Source organism: Bacteroidota bacterium (genome assembly GCA_016714535.1).
In the GTDB taxonomy this organism is placed as follows: domain Bacteria; phylum Bacteroidota; class Bacteroidia; order AKYH767-A; family OLB10; genus JADKFV01.
Window position 1 is genome coordinate 40,148 of record JADKDR010000007.1, and the last position, 17,270, is coordinate 57,417.

A 17,270-nucleotide genomic window follows, 5' to 3' on the forward strand; every position below is an offset into this window, starting at 1 on the left:
TCTACAGATTGGTTTCAAAATAACCCTGCTTGTATACGTTGTAAAATTTTACTTTCTTCTCAGACAACAATTTCTCCATTCTATCAGATTGATACCTGCTATTCGATTTGTCAATTATAACCAATTCTGGAGAAGTATTATCAAGAGTGTTTTTTAAACCATAAAAAGCGTTATTGCTCACTATGCAATAATCAATTCTTTTTGTTAAACTTATTTTATCCTTATTACTTCTAATTTGATAAATCAATTTGTTAGCAGTTGCACACAAGTTGTCGTTTTTTAGCAATAAATCGCTTTTAAAGTTTTCATGCATTGGCAATAGTTGTTCCTGTGTTCCAATAGCCCACCAATGATGGTAGATGTGAAAAAGCAACCTGCCCTTATCAGCCAATAGATTGCTATCAGCAATAAAAATATGTTTGCGGCTATTTACTATTTGATAGGCACTGTGCTTATTCACAGCATACACCATAAACTTGCGTTGATTCATCTGCTCAAAGGATTCGTAAACCTGCAATACCAAAAAAAGAAGTGAAAAAGCAAGTCCATAAACCAGGTATTTCATTTGCTTACTTACCCACACTGCTATCAGAAGAATCATAATCAAATAAATCAGCCAGGTCTCACCAATATTAATAGTGATTTTATTAAGCACCGCTCCAGGTATTCGATCAATAAAAAATACGATTTCATTCGTTACCGAAAGCAAGGCGCTAATTACCAATCCTGCATAGTTGGCAATTACTGCAATTGGACTTATAACCAACAAAACCAAGCATGCATAGATTATTATTGTGGTTAACGGAATAACTAAAAGGTTACTTACCACAAACAGCAAAGGAAACTGATGAAAGTATAATAATCCCAAGGGAAAAGTTGCCAATTGGGCAGCAAGCGAAACTGCAGTTATAGTCCATATTTGTTTCAACAACCAATTAGATGGTGTCCACCAATTACTAATTTTAGGATGAAGATATACTATTCCAATTACCGCAAGGTAACTTAGTTGAAATCCTACTTCAGTAATAATAAAAGGATCAAACAACATTAAAAAGAATATCGAAACGCAAATTGTATTGAAAGTGCTTGTGTTTCGAGTAGTCCATTGGGCCACAATGATAAAGTTAAACATCACTACTGCCCGCAACACAGAAGGTGTATATCCCGTAATCAATGCATAACACCAAAGAAAAATAATTGCAATAGTAAATTTAATCCAATCATATTTCCTATTCACTAATATTAGCCCAAGAAGCATCATAAGCAACTGATACATTAGCGCCACATGCATTCCACTAACACTTAATACATGCAAGGCCCCGGCACTTGCAAATGCTTGAATCAGACTATTGTCTATTTCATCATCATATCCAACAACTAGTGCTGACGCAACCGCATTGTTGCGTTTTTCTGGAATATATCGTTTTAAAAGCTCAACCAACTTCATTCTCATGCTTAAGGCAAAAGACAATATTGGAGAACCTGTATCATGATTAATAACTTGATAACTGTCAGACTTTAGATAAACCTGATGATAAATCTGATGAAAGTATAAATAGCGCTTATAATTAAACTCTTCTGGGTTTTGCGGGCCTTCTATTTCATTTATTGTTGCCTTAATAACCAACTGGTCACCATAATTCAACTTTGCAGATAAAGAGTCCTTCTTAAGGTAGCATAAACACTTTCCCGAAACAGGAATCAATTTCCCGTCTTGGCTTCGCCATTGCATTGCTAATGTAGTTTTATACGAAGTTGCCTTTTCAAACAACGGATCATCAACTCTTACAATATAAACGGATTTCGGGTCGTCAATTTTGGCAAAATGATTTGGTCTATTCTCCTGTGTCTTCAAATAGGTGAACGCCCCTCCCAAATTAAACATCAATAAAACTACTCCTACTCCATTAATCCATGCGTAAGAAAAAGAAATTCGAAGTAGTAATATTGCCTCAAACAAAATAAGTGTTATCATACAAACACTAAAACCCGCCACAAACCAACCTATCTCAAGGCGCACAAAAATCTCAAATAAAACGCCACCTATAAAACCTAACAACAATCGTAAAAAAGGCATTTGCACATAAATATGCCTATCAATAAGTTTTTTCTTTTTTACTACGTTTTTCTGGGGCATGCAGCTATAGTTTATAATGCAATTCCAAATATAATAAGAATCTATTTAACTGAAACGCAGGAATACTTTTTTTATAAAATCAAACGTAATCTAATTCAACAATTCTTGAAATCGGCTCAAACAAAACTATTAATCAATCTTGAATTATTTAATCTAGAATCGACTGAAAGACAAAATCTCAGTGGGAAAATTAGTTTTTTATTCAATTCAACACCCTCAACCTACTAACATTAATTAACTAACCTGGTTTTAAGACATCTGCTCGTCAAATTATTTTTATGACAACGCAAATAGATTTACTTCATAAATAATCATGCATTAGATCAATAATTTCATCATTAATAGCATCAGTATTCATTAAAAAGCCAAATCCGCAATTTGATTTTCACGAAACCAACACATTACAACTAACAATTTTCAAAACTTTAGAATCAAACAAAGCTTCTAAATAGAGCGTTTCAAGCCAAATCATGTATTGTTAAAAATAAATTCAAAAAAAATTTGCATGAAATAAAAACGGTTGTACATTTGCACTCCCAATTTTTTGACAAACAGGACTAAAATTCACATTAAGAATTAAATACTGAAAAAAAATCAAAAAATTTTTTAAAAAGGTGTTGCAGAATAAAAAAGAGTTCTTACCTTTGCAGCCCGAAAAAAAGAAGTTATTTATCTCAATATACTTAACTACGTTCTTTGAAGAAATGAAGAAAGGAAATAGCAAGCCAATGATTAATTTCAATTAATCATTAATTAAGAATTAAATCCTAGAAATTACCCGATCCCCGATCGGGAAAAAATACAAAAATTTACTATGGAGAGTTTGATCCTGGCTCAGGATTAACGCTAGCGGCAGGCCTAATACATGCAAGTCGAACGGCAGCACGGGTAGCAATATCTGGTGGCGAGTGGCGCACGGGTGCGTAACGCGTATGCAATCTACCTATAACTGGGGAATAACCCCGAGAAATCGGGGCTAATACCGCATAATATTACGAGACGGCATCGCCTTGTAATAAAACCTACGGGGGTTTTAGATGAACATGCGTATCATTAGCTTGTTGGTGAGGTAACGGCTCACCAAGGCTACGATGATTAGGGGGTCTGAGAGGATGATCCCCCACACTGGTACTGAGACACGGACCAGACTCCTACGGGAGCAGCAGTAAGGAATATTGGACAATGGGCGCAAGCCTGATCCAGCCATGCCGCGTGAAGGATTAAGGCCCTATGGGTTGTAAACTTCTTTTGCAGGGGGGTAAACCCAGATACGTGTATCTGGCTGAAAGTACTCTGCGAATAAGCATCGGCTAACTCCGTGCCAGCAGCCGCGGTAATACGGAGGATGCGAGCGTTATCCGGATTTACTGGGTTTAAAGGGTGCGTAGGCGGCTTTGTAAGTCAGTGGTGAAAGCTCGCAGCTTAACTGGGAAACTGCCATTGATACTGCTTGTCTTGAGTACAGTTGAGGTGGGCGGAATATGTCATGTAGTGGTGAAATACTTAGATATGACATAGAACACCGATTGCGAAGGCAGCTCGCTAAACTGTTACTGACGCTGAGGCACGAAAGCGTGGGGAGCAAACAGGATTAGATACCCTGGTAGTCCACGCCCTAAACGATGATAACTCGTTGTTGGCGATACACAGTCAGCGACTAAGCGAAAGCATTAAGTTATCCACCTGGGGAGTACGACCGCAAGGTTGAAACTCAAAGGAATTGACGGGGGCCCGCACAAGCGGAGGAGCATGTGGTTTAATTCGATGATACGCGAGGAACCTTACCCGGGCTTGAAAGTTAAGGAATGATGTAGAAATATGTCAGTCAGCAATGACCTGAAACTAGGTGCTGCATGGCTGTCGTCAGCTCGTGCCGTGAGGTGTTAGGTTAAGTCCTGTAACGAGCGCAACCCCTATCGTTAGTTGCCAGCGGATTATGCCGGGGACTCTAACGAGACTGCCTGCGCAAGCAGTGAGGAAGGTGGGGATGACGTCAAGTCATCACGGCCCTTACGTCCGGGGCTACACACGTGCTACAATGGTTGATACAATGGGCTGCTACATGGCAACATGATGCAAATCTCTAAAATCAATCTCAGTTCGGATTGAGGTCTGCAACTCGACCTCATGAAGCTGGATTCGCTAGTAATCGTACATCAGCAATGGTACGGTGAATACGTTCCCGGGCCTTGTACACACCGCCCGTCAAGCCATGGGAGTTGGGGGTACCTAAAGTGCGTAACCGCAAGGAGCGCCCTAGGGTAAAACCGATGACTGGGGCTAAGTCGTAACAAGGTAGCCGTACCGGAAGGTGCGGCTGGAATACCTCCTTTCTGGAGATATTTAATTCTCTTGCTATTTCCCTCTTTCTTCAAATTTCATACCGTACGAGCCAAATACGGCTCTCACCTTCGAGCAGGGTTAGCAGTACCCGGCATCAGCCTAAGCTCTGCCACACTGCTACACTACAAAGTCCCGTAGCTCAGTTTGGTTAGAGCACTACACTGATAATGTAGGGGTCAGCAGTTCAAATCTGCTCGGGACTACTATAATCTAAAGCTCGCACGGGGAATTAGCTCAGCTGGCTAGAGCACCTGCCTTGCACGCAGGGGGTCATCGGTTCGAATCCGTTATTCTCCACTTCTTCAGTTTCATGATCTTCGGTATTTTTAACCGAAAAAGTTCTTTGACATATTGAAAGAAAACAAGAATTAAAATTAACTAAAAATAAAAGTTACTAAGGGCGCATGGTGAATGCCTTGGCTCTCAATGGCGATGAAGGACGTGATAAGCTGCGATAAGCTGCGGGTATTGGCAAATACGAATTAATCCGCAGATCTCCGAATAGGGAAACCTTTCCATTTGTAGAATGGAAGCCTTTTTAGGCGCTAACTCAGGGAACTGAAACATCTAAGTACCTGAAGGAAAAGAAAACAAAAGTGATTCCCCAAGTAGTGGCGAGCGAACGGGGAATAGCCCAAACCAAAATTGTTAAGGCAAAGTTGGGGTTGTAGGACTACAATATCATTGCAAATTGCCAGTAGAATCAGATGGAATTATGAACCATAGGGGGTGAAAGTCCCGTATACAAACCAATTTGCACTGTAGTAGTATCCTGAGTACCGCGAGGTCGGAGACGCCTTGTGGGAAGCTAGCGGCACCATCCGCTAAGGCTAAATACATTTGAGAGACCGATAGTGAACCAGTACCGTGAAGGAAAGGTGAAAAGAACCGCAAACAGCGGAGTGAAATAGAACCTGAAACCGTGCGCTTACAAGCGGTGGGAGCCTTTAGGGGTGACAGCGTGCCTTTTGCATAATGAACCTACGAGTTACTCCTCTCTGGCAAGGTTAAGCTTTTAAGAAGCGAAGCCGAAGCGAAAGCAAGTCTGAATAGGGCGCATAGTCAGAGGGGGTAGACGCGAAACCTTGTGATCTACCCTTGGGCAGGATGAAGTGCCGGTAACACGGCATGGAGGTCCGAACTGGTAAACGTTGAAAAGTTTTCGGATGACCTGAGGGTAGGGGTGAAAGGCTAATCAAACTGGGAAATAGCTCGTACTCCCCGAAATGTTTTTAGGAACAGCCTCGAGTTTAGTGTCATAGAGGTAGAGCTACTAATTGGGCTAGGGGGCTTCACCGCCTACCAAACCCAGATAAACTCCGAATGCTACTGACATATACTCAGGAGTGAGGCCCGGGGTGCTAAGGTCACGGGCCGAGAGGGAAATAACCCAGACCATCAGCTAAGGTCCCCAAATATATGCTAAGTTGATTAAACGTGGTCCAATTGCTTTGACAGCTAGGATGTTGGCTTGGAAGCAGCCATTCATTTAAAGAGTGCGTAACAGCTCACTAGTCGAGCGATCGGGCGTGGATAATAATCGGGCATTAAGCATATTACCGAAGCTATGGATTCATAGAAATATGAGTGGTAGGGGAGCATTCTAATCAGCATCGAAGGTGAGTCGTAAGGCTTGCTGGAGCGTTTAGAAAAGCAAATGTAGGTATAAGTAACGATAATGAGGGCGAGAAACCCTCACACCGAAAGACTAAGGTTTCCTGATCAACGCTAATCGAATCAGGGTCAGTCGGGAACTAAGACTAATCCGAACGGAAATGTCGATGACCAATTGGTTAATATTCCAATACTTGTAAATTTAGTGATGGGGTGACGGAGTAGTGAAATGTCCGCGTTCTTACGGAATAGAACGTTAAAGCCCGTAGATATAGGCAGCAGCGGAAAATCCATGCAGCTTGTCGAAGGTGACAGTACCGCAAGCCCTCGGGCAAGCGGATAGCGACACTAATCAAACTTCCAAGAAAAACCTCTAAACTTATAAATATACAACCCGTACCGTAAACCGACACAGGTAGTCGAGGAGAGAATCCTAAGGTGCTCGAGTGAATCATGGCTAAGGAACTCGGCAAATTAACCCTGTAACTTCGGGAAAAAGGGTGCCCCGAGCAATCGGGGCCGCAGTGAAATGGCTCAGGCGACTGTTTAACAAAAACACATGGCTTTGCTAAATCGAAAGATTACGTATAAGGCCTGACACCTGCCCGGTGCTGGAAGGTTAAGAGGAGATGTCAGAAGCAATTCAAAGCATTGAATCGAAGCCCCAGTAAACGGCGGCCGTAACTATAACGGTCCTAAGGTAGCGAAATTCCTTGTCGGGTAAGTTCCGACCTGCACGAATGGTGTAACGATCTGAGCACTGTCTCAGCCATGAGCTCGGTGAAATTGTAGTAACGGTGAAGATGCCGTTTACCCGCAACGGGACGGAAAGACCCCGTGCACCTTCACTATAACTTTGCATTGACTTTGGGTAATTGATGTGTAGGATAGGTGGGAGACTTTGAAGCGGTTGCGCTAGCAATCGTGGAGTCAACCTTGAAATACCACCCTTTGATTATTCGAAGTCTAATTCCTTACAAAGGATGACATTGCATGGTGGGTAGTTTGACTGGGGTGGTCGCCTCCAAAAGAGTAACGGAGGCTTTCAAAGGTACCCTCAGCACGCTTGGTAACCGTACGTAGAGTGTATTAGCATAAGGGTGCTTGACTGCAAGACCTACAAGTCGAGCAGGGACGAAAGTCGGACAAAGTGATCCGGTGGTTCCGTATGGAAGGGCCATCGCTCATAGGATAAAAGGTACGCTGGGGATAACAGGCTGATCTCCCCCAAGAGCTCACATCGACGGGGAGGTTTGGCACCTCGATGTCGGCTCGTCACATCCTGGGGCTGGAGAAGGTCCCAAGGGTTGAGCTGTTCGCTCATTAAAGTGGCACGCGAGCTGGGTTCAGAACGTCGTGAGACAGTTCGGTCCCTATCTGTTGTGGGCGTTGAAGGTTTGAGAGGGCCTGACTCTAGTACGAGAGGACCGAGTCGGACGAACCTCTAGTGTACCTGTTGTATCGCCAGATGCACCGCAGGGTAGCTATGTTCGGTTAAGATAAGCGCTGAAAGCATCTAAGCACGAAACTTGCTTCAAGATAAGATCTTCTTATAGAGCCGTCAAAGATTATGACGTTGATAGGTTATAGGTGTAAAGTCAGTAATGGCAAAGCCGAGTAATACTAATAGCTCAAAGACTTTTATTATATATGTTGATTTTAATTTTTTGTTTTCTTTCATTTATATGTCGTTAATAAAGATATCTATGGTGACTATTGCAAGGGTGTTCACCTCTTCCCATTCCGAACAGAGAAGTTAAGCCCCTTCGCGCAGATGGTACTGCATTCAATTGTGGGAGAGTATGTCGTTGCCATAACATAAAAGGCTGCCTTAGTGCAGCCTTTTTTTATTTAATTTTTGCAAAAAAAACATACTATTTTTATACTACAAAAGATTCATCTTTTTTCTATAATTACAGCAATTTTAAATCAATTTTGAAATCAAGGTCTATAGTTTATTTAATACTAAATTTGCTTTGCTTGTTTCATTTTTCAAAAGGGCAAAATAGCTCTACCTTTAAAACAATTTTCACAGATTCCCTTTTAATAAGACCAAATTTCTCGTTTAATCTAATTAGCCATTTCAAAGGAATAGATTACATATCAGGCGATAGCCGTTTTTTAGGAAGGCAACACCTTTTATATGCGCATAGTTCAGACTTATTATATTCAGGCATACGAAATTCAATTTCTATATTGGACTTTTTTGAGCCAGACTTGACATCAGGTTTGGATACTATTAAAACTACGCTTAGATATTACCGTGCTACCAAGAAGGAAAACTACTTATTTGTGAATCATTCACAAACAGTTACAAGAGGCTTTGAGATTGGCATTATTTGGACAAGCATAATTTCTCCTGGATTCTTTAGAAATCAAAGAATTGACAGGCGGAAACTCTATACATTTTGCAAGTATGAATCAAAAAACGCTCGTTTTCAGGCAACAACAATTTATTCAACGGATAGAAATTTGGCAGGAGAAAATGGTGGTGTTGCTGATAGTGTGCAATTAGATGGATTGGTAGTTAGAGATTTCAGGACTGTTAAAGTAAATATTGATGATGGCAATAGCGTTACAAAGTCGAAGGATATGGGAGTTAATCTTGCTTATAGATACTTTTCGAATAAGAGAATAGCGGCTAAATTAAACTACAAATTGCTGTATCAAATTGATAAATTTGAGTTTACTGCTACTGATTTGCAGTCCTTTGATAAAATTAACTATGATTCAACGAGAACCGATGATTCAACTTTTTTTGGGACACTTAAAAATCAAGCCTCCTCTACTCTATCATATACACAAGGAAAAAACTGGTTAAATACTGAAGCCGGGCTTTGCTTTTCTGCTATTAATTACTCTGTATATTTTATGAAAGCAAAGAACGGTTAACACCCTTAAATTATGCGTACCAACTTTCGAATCACTTTTACTGGATACTTACGCCAAAGATATTTAAGCATCAAAATTTACAAATAATGCTTACCAACAAATTCTTTAATCTATGGACTAGAATGGATTTTTGGGATAAATATTATTTTATTGATTCCCTATTACAACCTGCTTCTTCAAGTAAAGTTTTTTCAACCAACTTGTTATTAGACAAACAATTAACTTACAGACACCTTCGCCTTGCTCCCTTTGTTAGAGGAACTATTTCTAATAAACAAGATTTATGGCTACTACCTAAAGTTGTTCCGGGATTAAATTTAGGTTTACAACATATGCTTAAAAAACAAAAATTAACTTTAAGCTATAGCATTTCGTATATGTATATACCGACACATTTGGCGTTTGGGTTTCAACCAGGATTGAATATGTTTTATACTAAATCTAATTCAACATTGCCTGATGTGCACTATTTGGATTTCATTGCATCAGGTGCAATCAAAAGTTTTACTTTTTTTATTGAAAGTGATAATATTCTTAATGGACTGGTGGGACAATATTATGCACTGGCCGATATTCCAATGCAAAGGAGAACCATAAGGATGGGAGTAAACTGGACTTTTAAGAATTAATTGGGGTGGTTTTCTTCCTATACCAATCATTGAAATTAATGGCCAGTGTAAACTGGTTTGTTGCTGCGGATAAATGATAAACGCTTCTGGCATAATCCAAATAAAATTTACTCACTTTTATACCTGCGCCAAAACTAAATCCAACTGTTCCACGTTTTGTAGGCTGCGCAAGCTCGTACCTTCTAAGGAAATGATAAGAACCCCTCAGGTGAAAATTCTTAGATAACAAGATTTCTATACCAGGTACAAGATGAAGTACGGCCTTTTTGAAAAAGGTTGCTTTTTTAGGACTATCCTCTGCACTTACCTGATCAATATCATTTTGATTGAATTTAGATTCGTATGTTAAATCAAAGGTTTGTAATTGCACCAAGTTAAGATTAAATCTAATTGGAGCATTTCCTAGCTTTTTTGAAAATCCGAACTGTATTTCGAAAGGTAGTTTTTCTTTTGTTTGGGTAAATGTCTTTACCTGTCTTCCAGCATTCTTTATTAATAAAGATGCGGTTATATTCCTCTTTTGATTCTGATAAGCGATGCCTGCATCAGCAGCAACAGCATATGAAGAATATTCAGCAAGATTTGATGCAATACCTTTAACAGTAATACCATAAGTAAATGAACTATCGAAAAACGGACGTCCAAAACTGATATTGAAATTAAAATCTGTTGCATTAAAAGTACCAGTTTGGTTCGCAAACTCATCACTTAAAGTGAATGTTCCGTAATCAATATATTTAAGAGAAGCGATAAAAGTACCAGTGTTTTTAAACGATCTGGCGTATGCCGCAGTGCCAAATTTTATATCACTAAAATAATCCGCTATGCTAAGATTGAGTTGTTGATGGTGTTGATGATTGATTAGTGCAGGATTCTGCAAAGCAGAACTTATATCATTATCATAAACAGAAATAAAGTTTCCACCCATTGATGCAGTTCGTGCATCTGCAGAGATGTTAAGAGATTGAAAAGCAGTTTTGCCACCAGACTGTGATTGTGTTTCAAATACAATCGTTAATGAAACATAAAGAGTAAAACAAAAGTAACGCACCATGTGACTATATCTAATATTAACGAATCTCCGAAACATTTTTAATCCAAATATTACTTACTAAATTCTAAATCCCAAATAAAGCATGTTTCAAAATTGTCCTTGCTTTTTTTAAAACTGGAATGCTAAGCTTACATAATTTACTATTAAAAGGGCAAAAAGGTAAACGCTCTTAACTCGTGTTTATTGTCGCTTAATACAGTTTGAACTTTTGCATCATTTTATTAACTTCCTTTTTGACTAATGCAATTTCTGTCAAGTTACCAGATTTGGTAATTACCTTATCAATTAATTTAACCGATTTAATAGCATCTTTTTCTTTGAACCCACGAGTGGTCATTGCTGCAGCCCCTATTCGAATGCCGGATGTAACAAAAGGAGATTTATCATCAAATGGAACCATGTTTTTATTTACGGTAATATCAGCCTGAACCAGAGCTTGTTCTGCATCTTTTCCAGTAATTCCTTTACTGCGCAGGTCAATCAACATCATATGATTATCTGTTCCTCCCGATATTACTTTATATCCAAGACTTATGAACGCATTAGCCATGGCTCTTGCATTTTTTACAACCTGAAGGCAGTAACGCATATAGTCATCAGACAATGCTTCGTGAAAGGCTATTGCTTTGGCTGCAATAACATGCTCAAGTGGTCCGCCTTGTGTGCCAGGAAAAACAGCGCCATCCATAAGTGAAGTCATGCTTCGTATTTCTCCTTTTAGCGTTTTAATGCCATATGGATTAGCAAAGTCATTACCCATAAGAATCATTCCGCCACGAGGACCTCTTAGTGTTTTATGCGTGGTAGTAGTAACTACATGGCAATGTGGTACAGGGTCATTTAAAAGTCCTCGAGCTATAAGACCTGCCGGATGAGAAATATCTGCTAGAAGTATTGCACCAATATTGTCAGCTATTTTTCGAAATTTAATATAATCCCAATCGCGGGAATATGCTGAAGCTCCGCATATAATAAGTTTAGGCCTTTCCTTTTTTGCTTTTGCTTCAACCAGATCATAATTAATCAATCCAGTACTTTGATCTACACCATAGAAAGATGGTTTGTATAATTTTCCAGAAAAATTAACCGGGCTTCCATGCGTAAGATGCCCTCCATGTGATAGGTCAAAACCGAGGAGCTTATCGCCTGCATTTAATGTAGCAAGCATTACTGCTGCATTAGCTTGTGCGCCACTATGTGGCTGCACATTTGCCCATTTTGCATTAAATAATTCTTTAGCCCTATCAATAGCCAATTGTTCTATAACATCTACCACTTCGCAACCTCCGTAATATCTTTTACCCGGAAGTCCTTCTGCATATTTGTTTGTAAGACAAGTACCCATAGCCGCCATCACATCTTTGCCAACAAAGTTTTCTGATGCAATTAATTCTATTCCATGTCTTTGTCTTGAAAGCTCCGCTTTAACCAGGCTCCAAACCTCAGTATCCTTTTTTATCATAAATCTAAATTTAAAAAAAATGTGCCGCAAAGTAATACAAAATTTGAAAGTTACAGTTGCAACAAAATAAGCTAATCTAACCCCGTTCAAAACCTAGCTACTAAGCATTGTAGTGATAAACTTTATAGTGTTTTATAACTAACACTTTTATCGTTCAACATTAATGAGATGAGCTTATGTAACTATTATACGAAAGAAAATGAATATAGCGACTTTTATGGGGCTGATGAAATTCTCTCTTTTTAAAACACCGGATTCATTAATTTTTCCAGGAATTCAAAAATAGCAGTTGGTTTGCTAAGAAACATAAAGGCAATACCGAATAATCCTCCCCAATAGTGTGCTTCATGATTTATGTTATCATGGGTGTTTTTGCTTGCATAGTGCTCGTAAGCCAGATATATAACACCAAAAATTATTCCGGGAATTATTCCCCAAATTTTGATGCCCCACGGTTGAACAATGATTGTAGCGAATACTACGGCAGTAACCATTCCCGATGCTCCAAGCGAACGATATGTTAATGAATGTCGCTGTTTGATATAAGTAGGGAGCACCGAAGCCACTTGCCCACCCAGCAACAAGGCACCATAAAAAAGGTAGTAATTTTCAGGATAGGTAAACTTAAAATACATTTCGAGATACTGTCCGAAGGAATAAAAAAGCAATGAGGTTAAAAGCAAGGTGTGGCACATCGGCATGTACAAAAGCACACGAAATCAAGCGATATAACTGATTTTTCTTGTGTGCCATATAGGGGTCAAGAATTAGCTTGTTGACTAATTCTGCATTATTAAATCCCAGAATGCTTGTGATGGCTATGGCAATACAGATAAACTGAGTCATATTATTATGTTTATGAAGGGCAAATATACTTAAGAAGAATTACTGGCATGGTTTAATTAAGATTCAAAATTTAGAAATAATAAAATAATTTTGCGGGCTCAATATGGCAGATATAATAAATGTATTACCCGATTCGGTTGCTAACCAGATAGCAGCCGGTGAGGTTATTGTTCGCCCTGCTTCGGTAGTCAAAGAATTATTGGAAAATAGTGTTGACGCAGGTGCTACGGATGTTAAGTTAATTATTAATGATGCAGGAAAGACTTTAATACAAGTAATTGATAATGGCAAAGGCATGAGCGAAACAGACGCACGTCTTTGTTTTGAAAGACATGCAACAAGCAAGCTTCAAAAGATTGATGACCTTTATGAATTACTTACGAAAGGTTTTAGAGGTGAGGCGCTGGCTGCTATAGCAGCTGTTGCGCAGGTAGAACTAAAATCGAGATTACAGGATGCAGATGCGGGTACTTATATTGAAATAGAAGGTAGTGTTTGCAAAAAACAGGAGCCAATTGCTTGTGCAACTGGAACGAGTATAGCTGTAAAAAATTTATTTTTTAATGTTCCAGCAAGACGAAATTTTTTAAAATCAAACAATCTTGAAACCAAACATATAATTGAAGAACTAGAACGTTTGGCATTGCCACATTATAACCTAAGCTTTTCATTTATGCATAATGGCATTGAGGTCTACAATTTAAGACCTGGTAATTTGCGTCAACGCATTTGTGCATTGTATGGAGCCGCCTATAACGAACGGTTAGTGCCGGTAAATGAGGATACTTCAATTATTGCGGTTACAGGTTTTATTGGTAAACCAGAGTTTGCAAAGCGCAAGCGAGGTGAGCAATACTTTTTTATTAATGACCGATTTATTCGCAACGCCTTTCTGCATCACGCTATAAATGCAGGCTTTGAAGATCTTTTGCCGAAGGAAACTTTTCCTTCGTATTGGTTGAACATTACAATAAATCCTGCAACTATCGATATAAATATTCACCCGACTAAAACAGAAATTAACTTTGAAGATGAGAAATCTGTATACAGCATATTACGCGCAGCAATAAAACAGGCGTTAGGAAAATATAGCATTTCCCCTACTCTCGATTTTGACCAGGAAAAAGTTTTGAAATCCCTTTGAGTAAGTTGCAAAGTATACCACAAGCTCCTCAATTAATAGTGAATAAGGACTACAATCCATTTAAGTCTGATAACTATGTTGCTCCCCCTAAGCTAAGTACCTTTGAACAACATACTAATGTTACTAAAAGCTGGGATATCTTGCAACGTGAATTAACTAAAAGCGGAAATGAACCTGTGCTTTCGCGCAGTGCATTTGAACAAGAACATTTTAATTCTCATGAGCACTTTGATTTTGCGCAATTGCAAAACAGTTACATCGTAATACGCAATCCGCTGGAGTTGCTCCTTATAGACCAACAACTAGCTCATGAAAAAATAATTTACCACCGAGTACTAGCCCAGCTAAATGCTGAGCATACCGCGATGCAACAAAAATTGTTTCCTACAACGTTAGAACTCACGGCACAGGACACTTTGGTCTTGCAGGAACTTATGCCTCAATTACAAAAAATAGGATTTGAAATAAATGAGTTTGGTGGAAATTCGTTTGTGGTAAATGGAATGCCATCCTATTTCAATTATGATGGAGAACAAAATGTAATTGAAAAAATAATTGAGCAGTATAAAAATAACAGTACCGAATTCAAACAACAGGCTCAATCGAGGCTGGCCATTTCTGTAGCGCTGGGCTTGAGTATTAAACGAGGAAGCCTTTTAAGTAAAGAGGAACAAAAAAAAATATACAAAGACCTGCTTGCATGCCCAAACTATGAAACTACCAATACCGGTAAACCAATTGTAATTAGGTTAAACAAGGCTATGGTGCAAGGGCTATTTGATAGAAAAATCTAATGAACTCATATCGCTCATACAACCCTTATGCCATGACTCCGGTAGTCAAGTGGCTGTTCATTGTTAATATATCTGTTTTTGCTTTGTCATGTTTGTTATACTTCCAATTCAACTTTGATTTGAATACAGTTCTCGGTTTGTATAATTATGAATCTGAAAACTTCAGGCCATGGCAATTTATTACCTATGCCTTTGCACATGCTTATGTTGGTCAATATGGTAATGTTAGTTTTATGCACTTACTGGCAAATATGTTTGCACTATATATGTTTGGTGGTATGGTAGAACAACGGCTAGGTTCGAAGAAGTTTTTTATTTATTACATGATTTGCGCGCTTGGAGCTGTGCTGTTGTATTGGGGCTATACCAATTATCAGGCTTATGCATATCAAATTGAAATTAGTGAATTAATAAGAGATATAACACCATTCGATTTTTACAACTACATTCTAAAGTATAAGCACATGCTTAATGAAAATGCGCTTCCACAGATAGAACGTTTTTACACTGAATGGAAAGAAAACCCCGACTCAGCTGTGCACATAACTGAAGCACGAAAAATTCTCATCATGTTTACTGATGGGAAAAATTATAGCAGTATTGTTGGTGCTTCTGGAGCAGTCTATGGAATACTTCTAGCATTTGGATTACTTTTTCCAGAGCAAGTACTCCTATTATTTTTTGTTTTACCCATAAAGGCCAAATACATGGTCCTATTGTATGGTATAATAGAGTTTTTGTTTATGCAACAATTTATACCGGGCGATAATGTTGCGCACCTTGCCCACCTGGCAGGTATGGGGGTTGGCTGTATTATATTATTATGGTGGAAGAAAAAAGGGCTTGTATAAATATGCATCTTAAAAATGGTAAAGACCATTTTTTAAAACTCCCTCTTAATTATTGCTCTTCAAAAACATGTGCCGTTTGTATTCGATATATACCTAATTATATGAAAATATTCGTGGTGCCTAATTTTCAAACATTTTACTTCTGCTGGGCTAAAATCTTTGCATAAATAAAGTTGAATGATAGAGACTATGTAAGAGTTATCCAATTTTTTTCTTATGTTAAAAAAATAATTCAACCAAGTATTCGAAATCATTGTTATGGAGCTATATAATTTGCAACTTTGTTTTCTAATCTAACATTAAAGAATGGGCAAATTACGTAATGAGTGGAATACAACTTTTCATGGTGGTAATATGACCATGAAACTTCTACTCATTAATTGCATTATATTTTTAGCCTACAATATTATTCTGGCTATATTCATACTAAGTGGTGTTGGCGATGTTTTAATCTCCTATGCCCATAGGTACCTTTGCTTACCGTCTAATTTAAGACTATTAGTATTGCAACTGTGGAGCATGTTTACTTACATGTTTTTTCAAACCGATGTGTTGCACATATTATTTAATATGCTTGCATTGTACACCTTTGGTAATTTATTTGAAGAGTACCTTGGCAGGGCCAAACTTTTGGCCTTATATTTATGTGCAGGACTTGCAGGTGGTATTCTTTACCTTCTTGCGTATAATACCCTGCCTTATTTTAGTAATGCTGATGCTTTGGTTAAAGGTGCAAGTGGTTCTATAGTGGGTATCATGGTTTCTACTGCTGTGCTTTTGCCTGGTCATGAATTACACTTACGGCTTATAGGTCCTGTTAAACTAAAATGGATTGCAATAATCTTCTTCTTCCTGTTTGTTATAAACTCATGGGGCAGCAATGCAGGAGGCGAAATGGTGCACATTGGAGGTGCAGTGTTTGGCTTTATTTATATGGTACAACTTCAAAAAGGTAACGACTTAACGTTATGGCTTCAAAAAATAATTGCAAAATTAAGTGGCAAAAAAGGTTCTCCGCATATGCGAGTTGTTCGCAACAAGCGAACAGAATCAGACGAACAATTTAATATACGCAAGAAAACCAAACAAGAAGAGGTAGACGAGATTCTTGATAAAATAAATAAGAGTGGCTTTAACAGCTTGAGTGAATCGGAGCGCCAAATACTATTCAAAGAAAGCAACCGCAAAGGTGGCGGATAGATTTTCCACTTTCAAAATTGGTCTAGTTAGTATATACTGCCTTAGTTCAATTACCATGTTTATTTACCTGCCGGCTCTCTTCTTTTAGTTGAATCTAAGCGTGTTGAAGTTAATTTTGTTGGTTGAGCAGTGCATAGATCTAATTCTATGATGCACTATATTTAAGGCAATACACCTTATAGCCCCTTCCATTCTATTGCAAGCAAATGCATATGTTTAAAAATAACCCACTTGGCATTGAATCATAGATTCAATGTTTGGAGAGAATTTAATATAAACCGATTTAACTAACTACGGCCCTTCA

General features: G+C 38.5%; 9 protein-coding genes, 2 tRNA genes, 3 rRNA genes and 1 pseudogene. 10 read left to right on the forward strand and 5 right to left on the reverse strand.

Annotated features, from left to right (window positions below; genetic code table 11):
* Position 1: 1 nt before the first annotated feature.
* Positions 2-2,137, reverse strand: a complete 2,136-nt coding sequence (locus IPO27_11540) for a ComEC family competence protein (protein ID MBK8847139.1) — start codon at positions 2,135-2,137, stop codon at positions 2-4.
* Positions 2,138-2,948: 811 nt separating this feature from the next.
* Here IPO27_11540 and IPO27_11545 point away from each other — a divergent pair.
* From IPO27_11545 to IPO27_11575, 7 genes are all read left to right on the forward strand, one after another.
* Positions 2,949-4,470: ribosomal RNA gene (locus IPO27_11545) — 16S ribosomal RNA — on the forward strand.
* Between the two features lie 138 nt (positions 4,471-4,608).
* Positions 4,609-4,683: transfer RNA gene (locus tag IPO27_11550), tRNA-Ile, on the forward strand.
* Positions 4,684-4,703: 20 nt separating this feature from the next.
* Positions 4,704-4,777 (forward strand) — tRNA-Ala (locus tag IPO27_11555).
* An 87-nt stretch (positions 4,778-4,864) separates the two neighbouring features.
* A 23S ribosomal RNA gene (locus tag IPO27_11560) occupies positions 4,865-7,741 on the forward strand.
* A gap of 58 nt (positions 7,742-7,799) precedes the next feature.
* Positions 7,800-7,911: ribosomal RNA gene (gene rrf, locus IPO27_11565) — 5S ribosomal RNA — on the forward strand.
* The 16S, 23S and 5S rRNA genes sit together here with 2 tRNA genes alongside, the layout of an rRNA operon.
* 163 nt (positions 7,912-8,074) lie before the next feature.
* Positions 8,075-8,986, forward strand: coding sequence for a hypothetical protein (locus IPO27_11570; protein ID MBK8847140.1), 912 nt, complete (start codon positions 8,075-8,077; stop codon positions 8,984-8,986).
* On the forward strand, positions 8,959-9,615 hold the full coding sequence (locus IPO27_11575; GenBank protein MBK8847141.1) for a hypothetical protein: 657 nt from the start codon (positions 8,959-8,961) through the stop codon (positions 9,613-9,615). The genes IPO27_11570 and IPO27_11575 overlap by 28 nt, the downstream gene beginning before the upstream one ends.
* Here the strand turns inward: IPO27_11575 and porQ are convergent.
* From porQ to IPO27_11595, 4 genes are all read right to left on the reverse strand, one after another.
* The gene (porQ, locus tag IPO27_11580) at positions 9,605-10,669 is read right to left on the reverse strand and encodes a type IX secretion system protein PorQ (GenBank protein MBK8847142.1); all 1,065 of its coding nucleotides are present in this window, start codon (positions 10,667-10,669) and stop codon (positions 9,605-9,607) included. The two genes, IPO27_11575 and porQ, sit on opposite strands and share 11 nt — an antisense overlap.
* Before the next feature lie 190 nt (positions 10,670-10,859).
* Positions 10,860-12,131 (reverse strand): serine hydroxymethyltransferase, encoded by a 1,272-nt coding sequence (locus IPO27_11585; protein MBK8847143.1) that lies wholly within the window; start codon positions 12,129-12,131, stop codon positions 10,860-10,862.
* Between the two features lie 242 nt (positions 12,132-12,373).
* Complete coding sequence (locus IPO27_11590; GenBank protein ID MBK8847144.1) at positions 12,374-12,799, reverse strand: rhomboid family intramembrane serine protease; 426 nt, start codon at positions 12,797-12,799, stop codon at positions 12,374-12,376.
* Complete coding sequence (locus tag IPO27_11595; GenBank protein MBK8847145.1) at positions 12,756-12,977, reverse strand: rhomboid family intramembrane serine protease; 222 nt, start codon at positions 12,975-12,977, stop codon at positions 12,756-12,758. Before IPO27_11595 ends, IPO27_11590 begins: the two co-directional genes overlap by 44 nt.
* A gap of 103 nt (positions 12,978-13,080) precedes the next feature.
* On the opposite strand from IPO27_11595, the pseudogene mutL reads away from it, so the two are divergent.
* The 3 genes and pseudogenes from mutL to IPO27_11610 all read left to right on the forward strand — a co-directional run bounded on the left by mutL (position 13,081) and on the right by IPO27_11610 (position 16,966).
* Positions 13,081-14,915: pseudogene (mutL, locus tag IPO27_11600) on the forward strand (DNA mismatch repair endonuclease MutL).
* Positions 14,915-15,766, forward strand: a complete 852-nt coding sequence (locus IPO27_11605; GenBank protein MBK8847146.1) for a rhomboid family intramembrane serine protease — start codon at positions 14,915-14,917, stop codon at positions 15,764-15,766. The pseudogene mutL and the gene IPO27_11605 overlap by 1 nt, the downstream one beginning before the upstream one ends.
* A gap of 306 nt (positions 15,767-16,072) precedes the next feature.
* Complete coding sequence (locus tag IPO27_11610; protein MBK8847147.1) at positions 16,073-16,966, forward strand: rhomboid family intramembrane serine protease; 894 nt, start codon at positions 16,073-16,075, stop codon at positions 16,964-16,966.
* Positions 16,967-17,270: the final 304 nt, after the last annotated feature.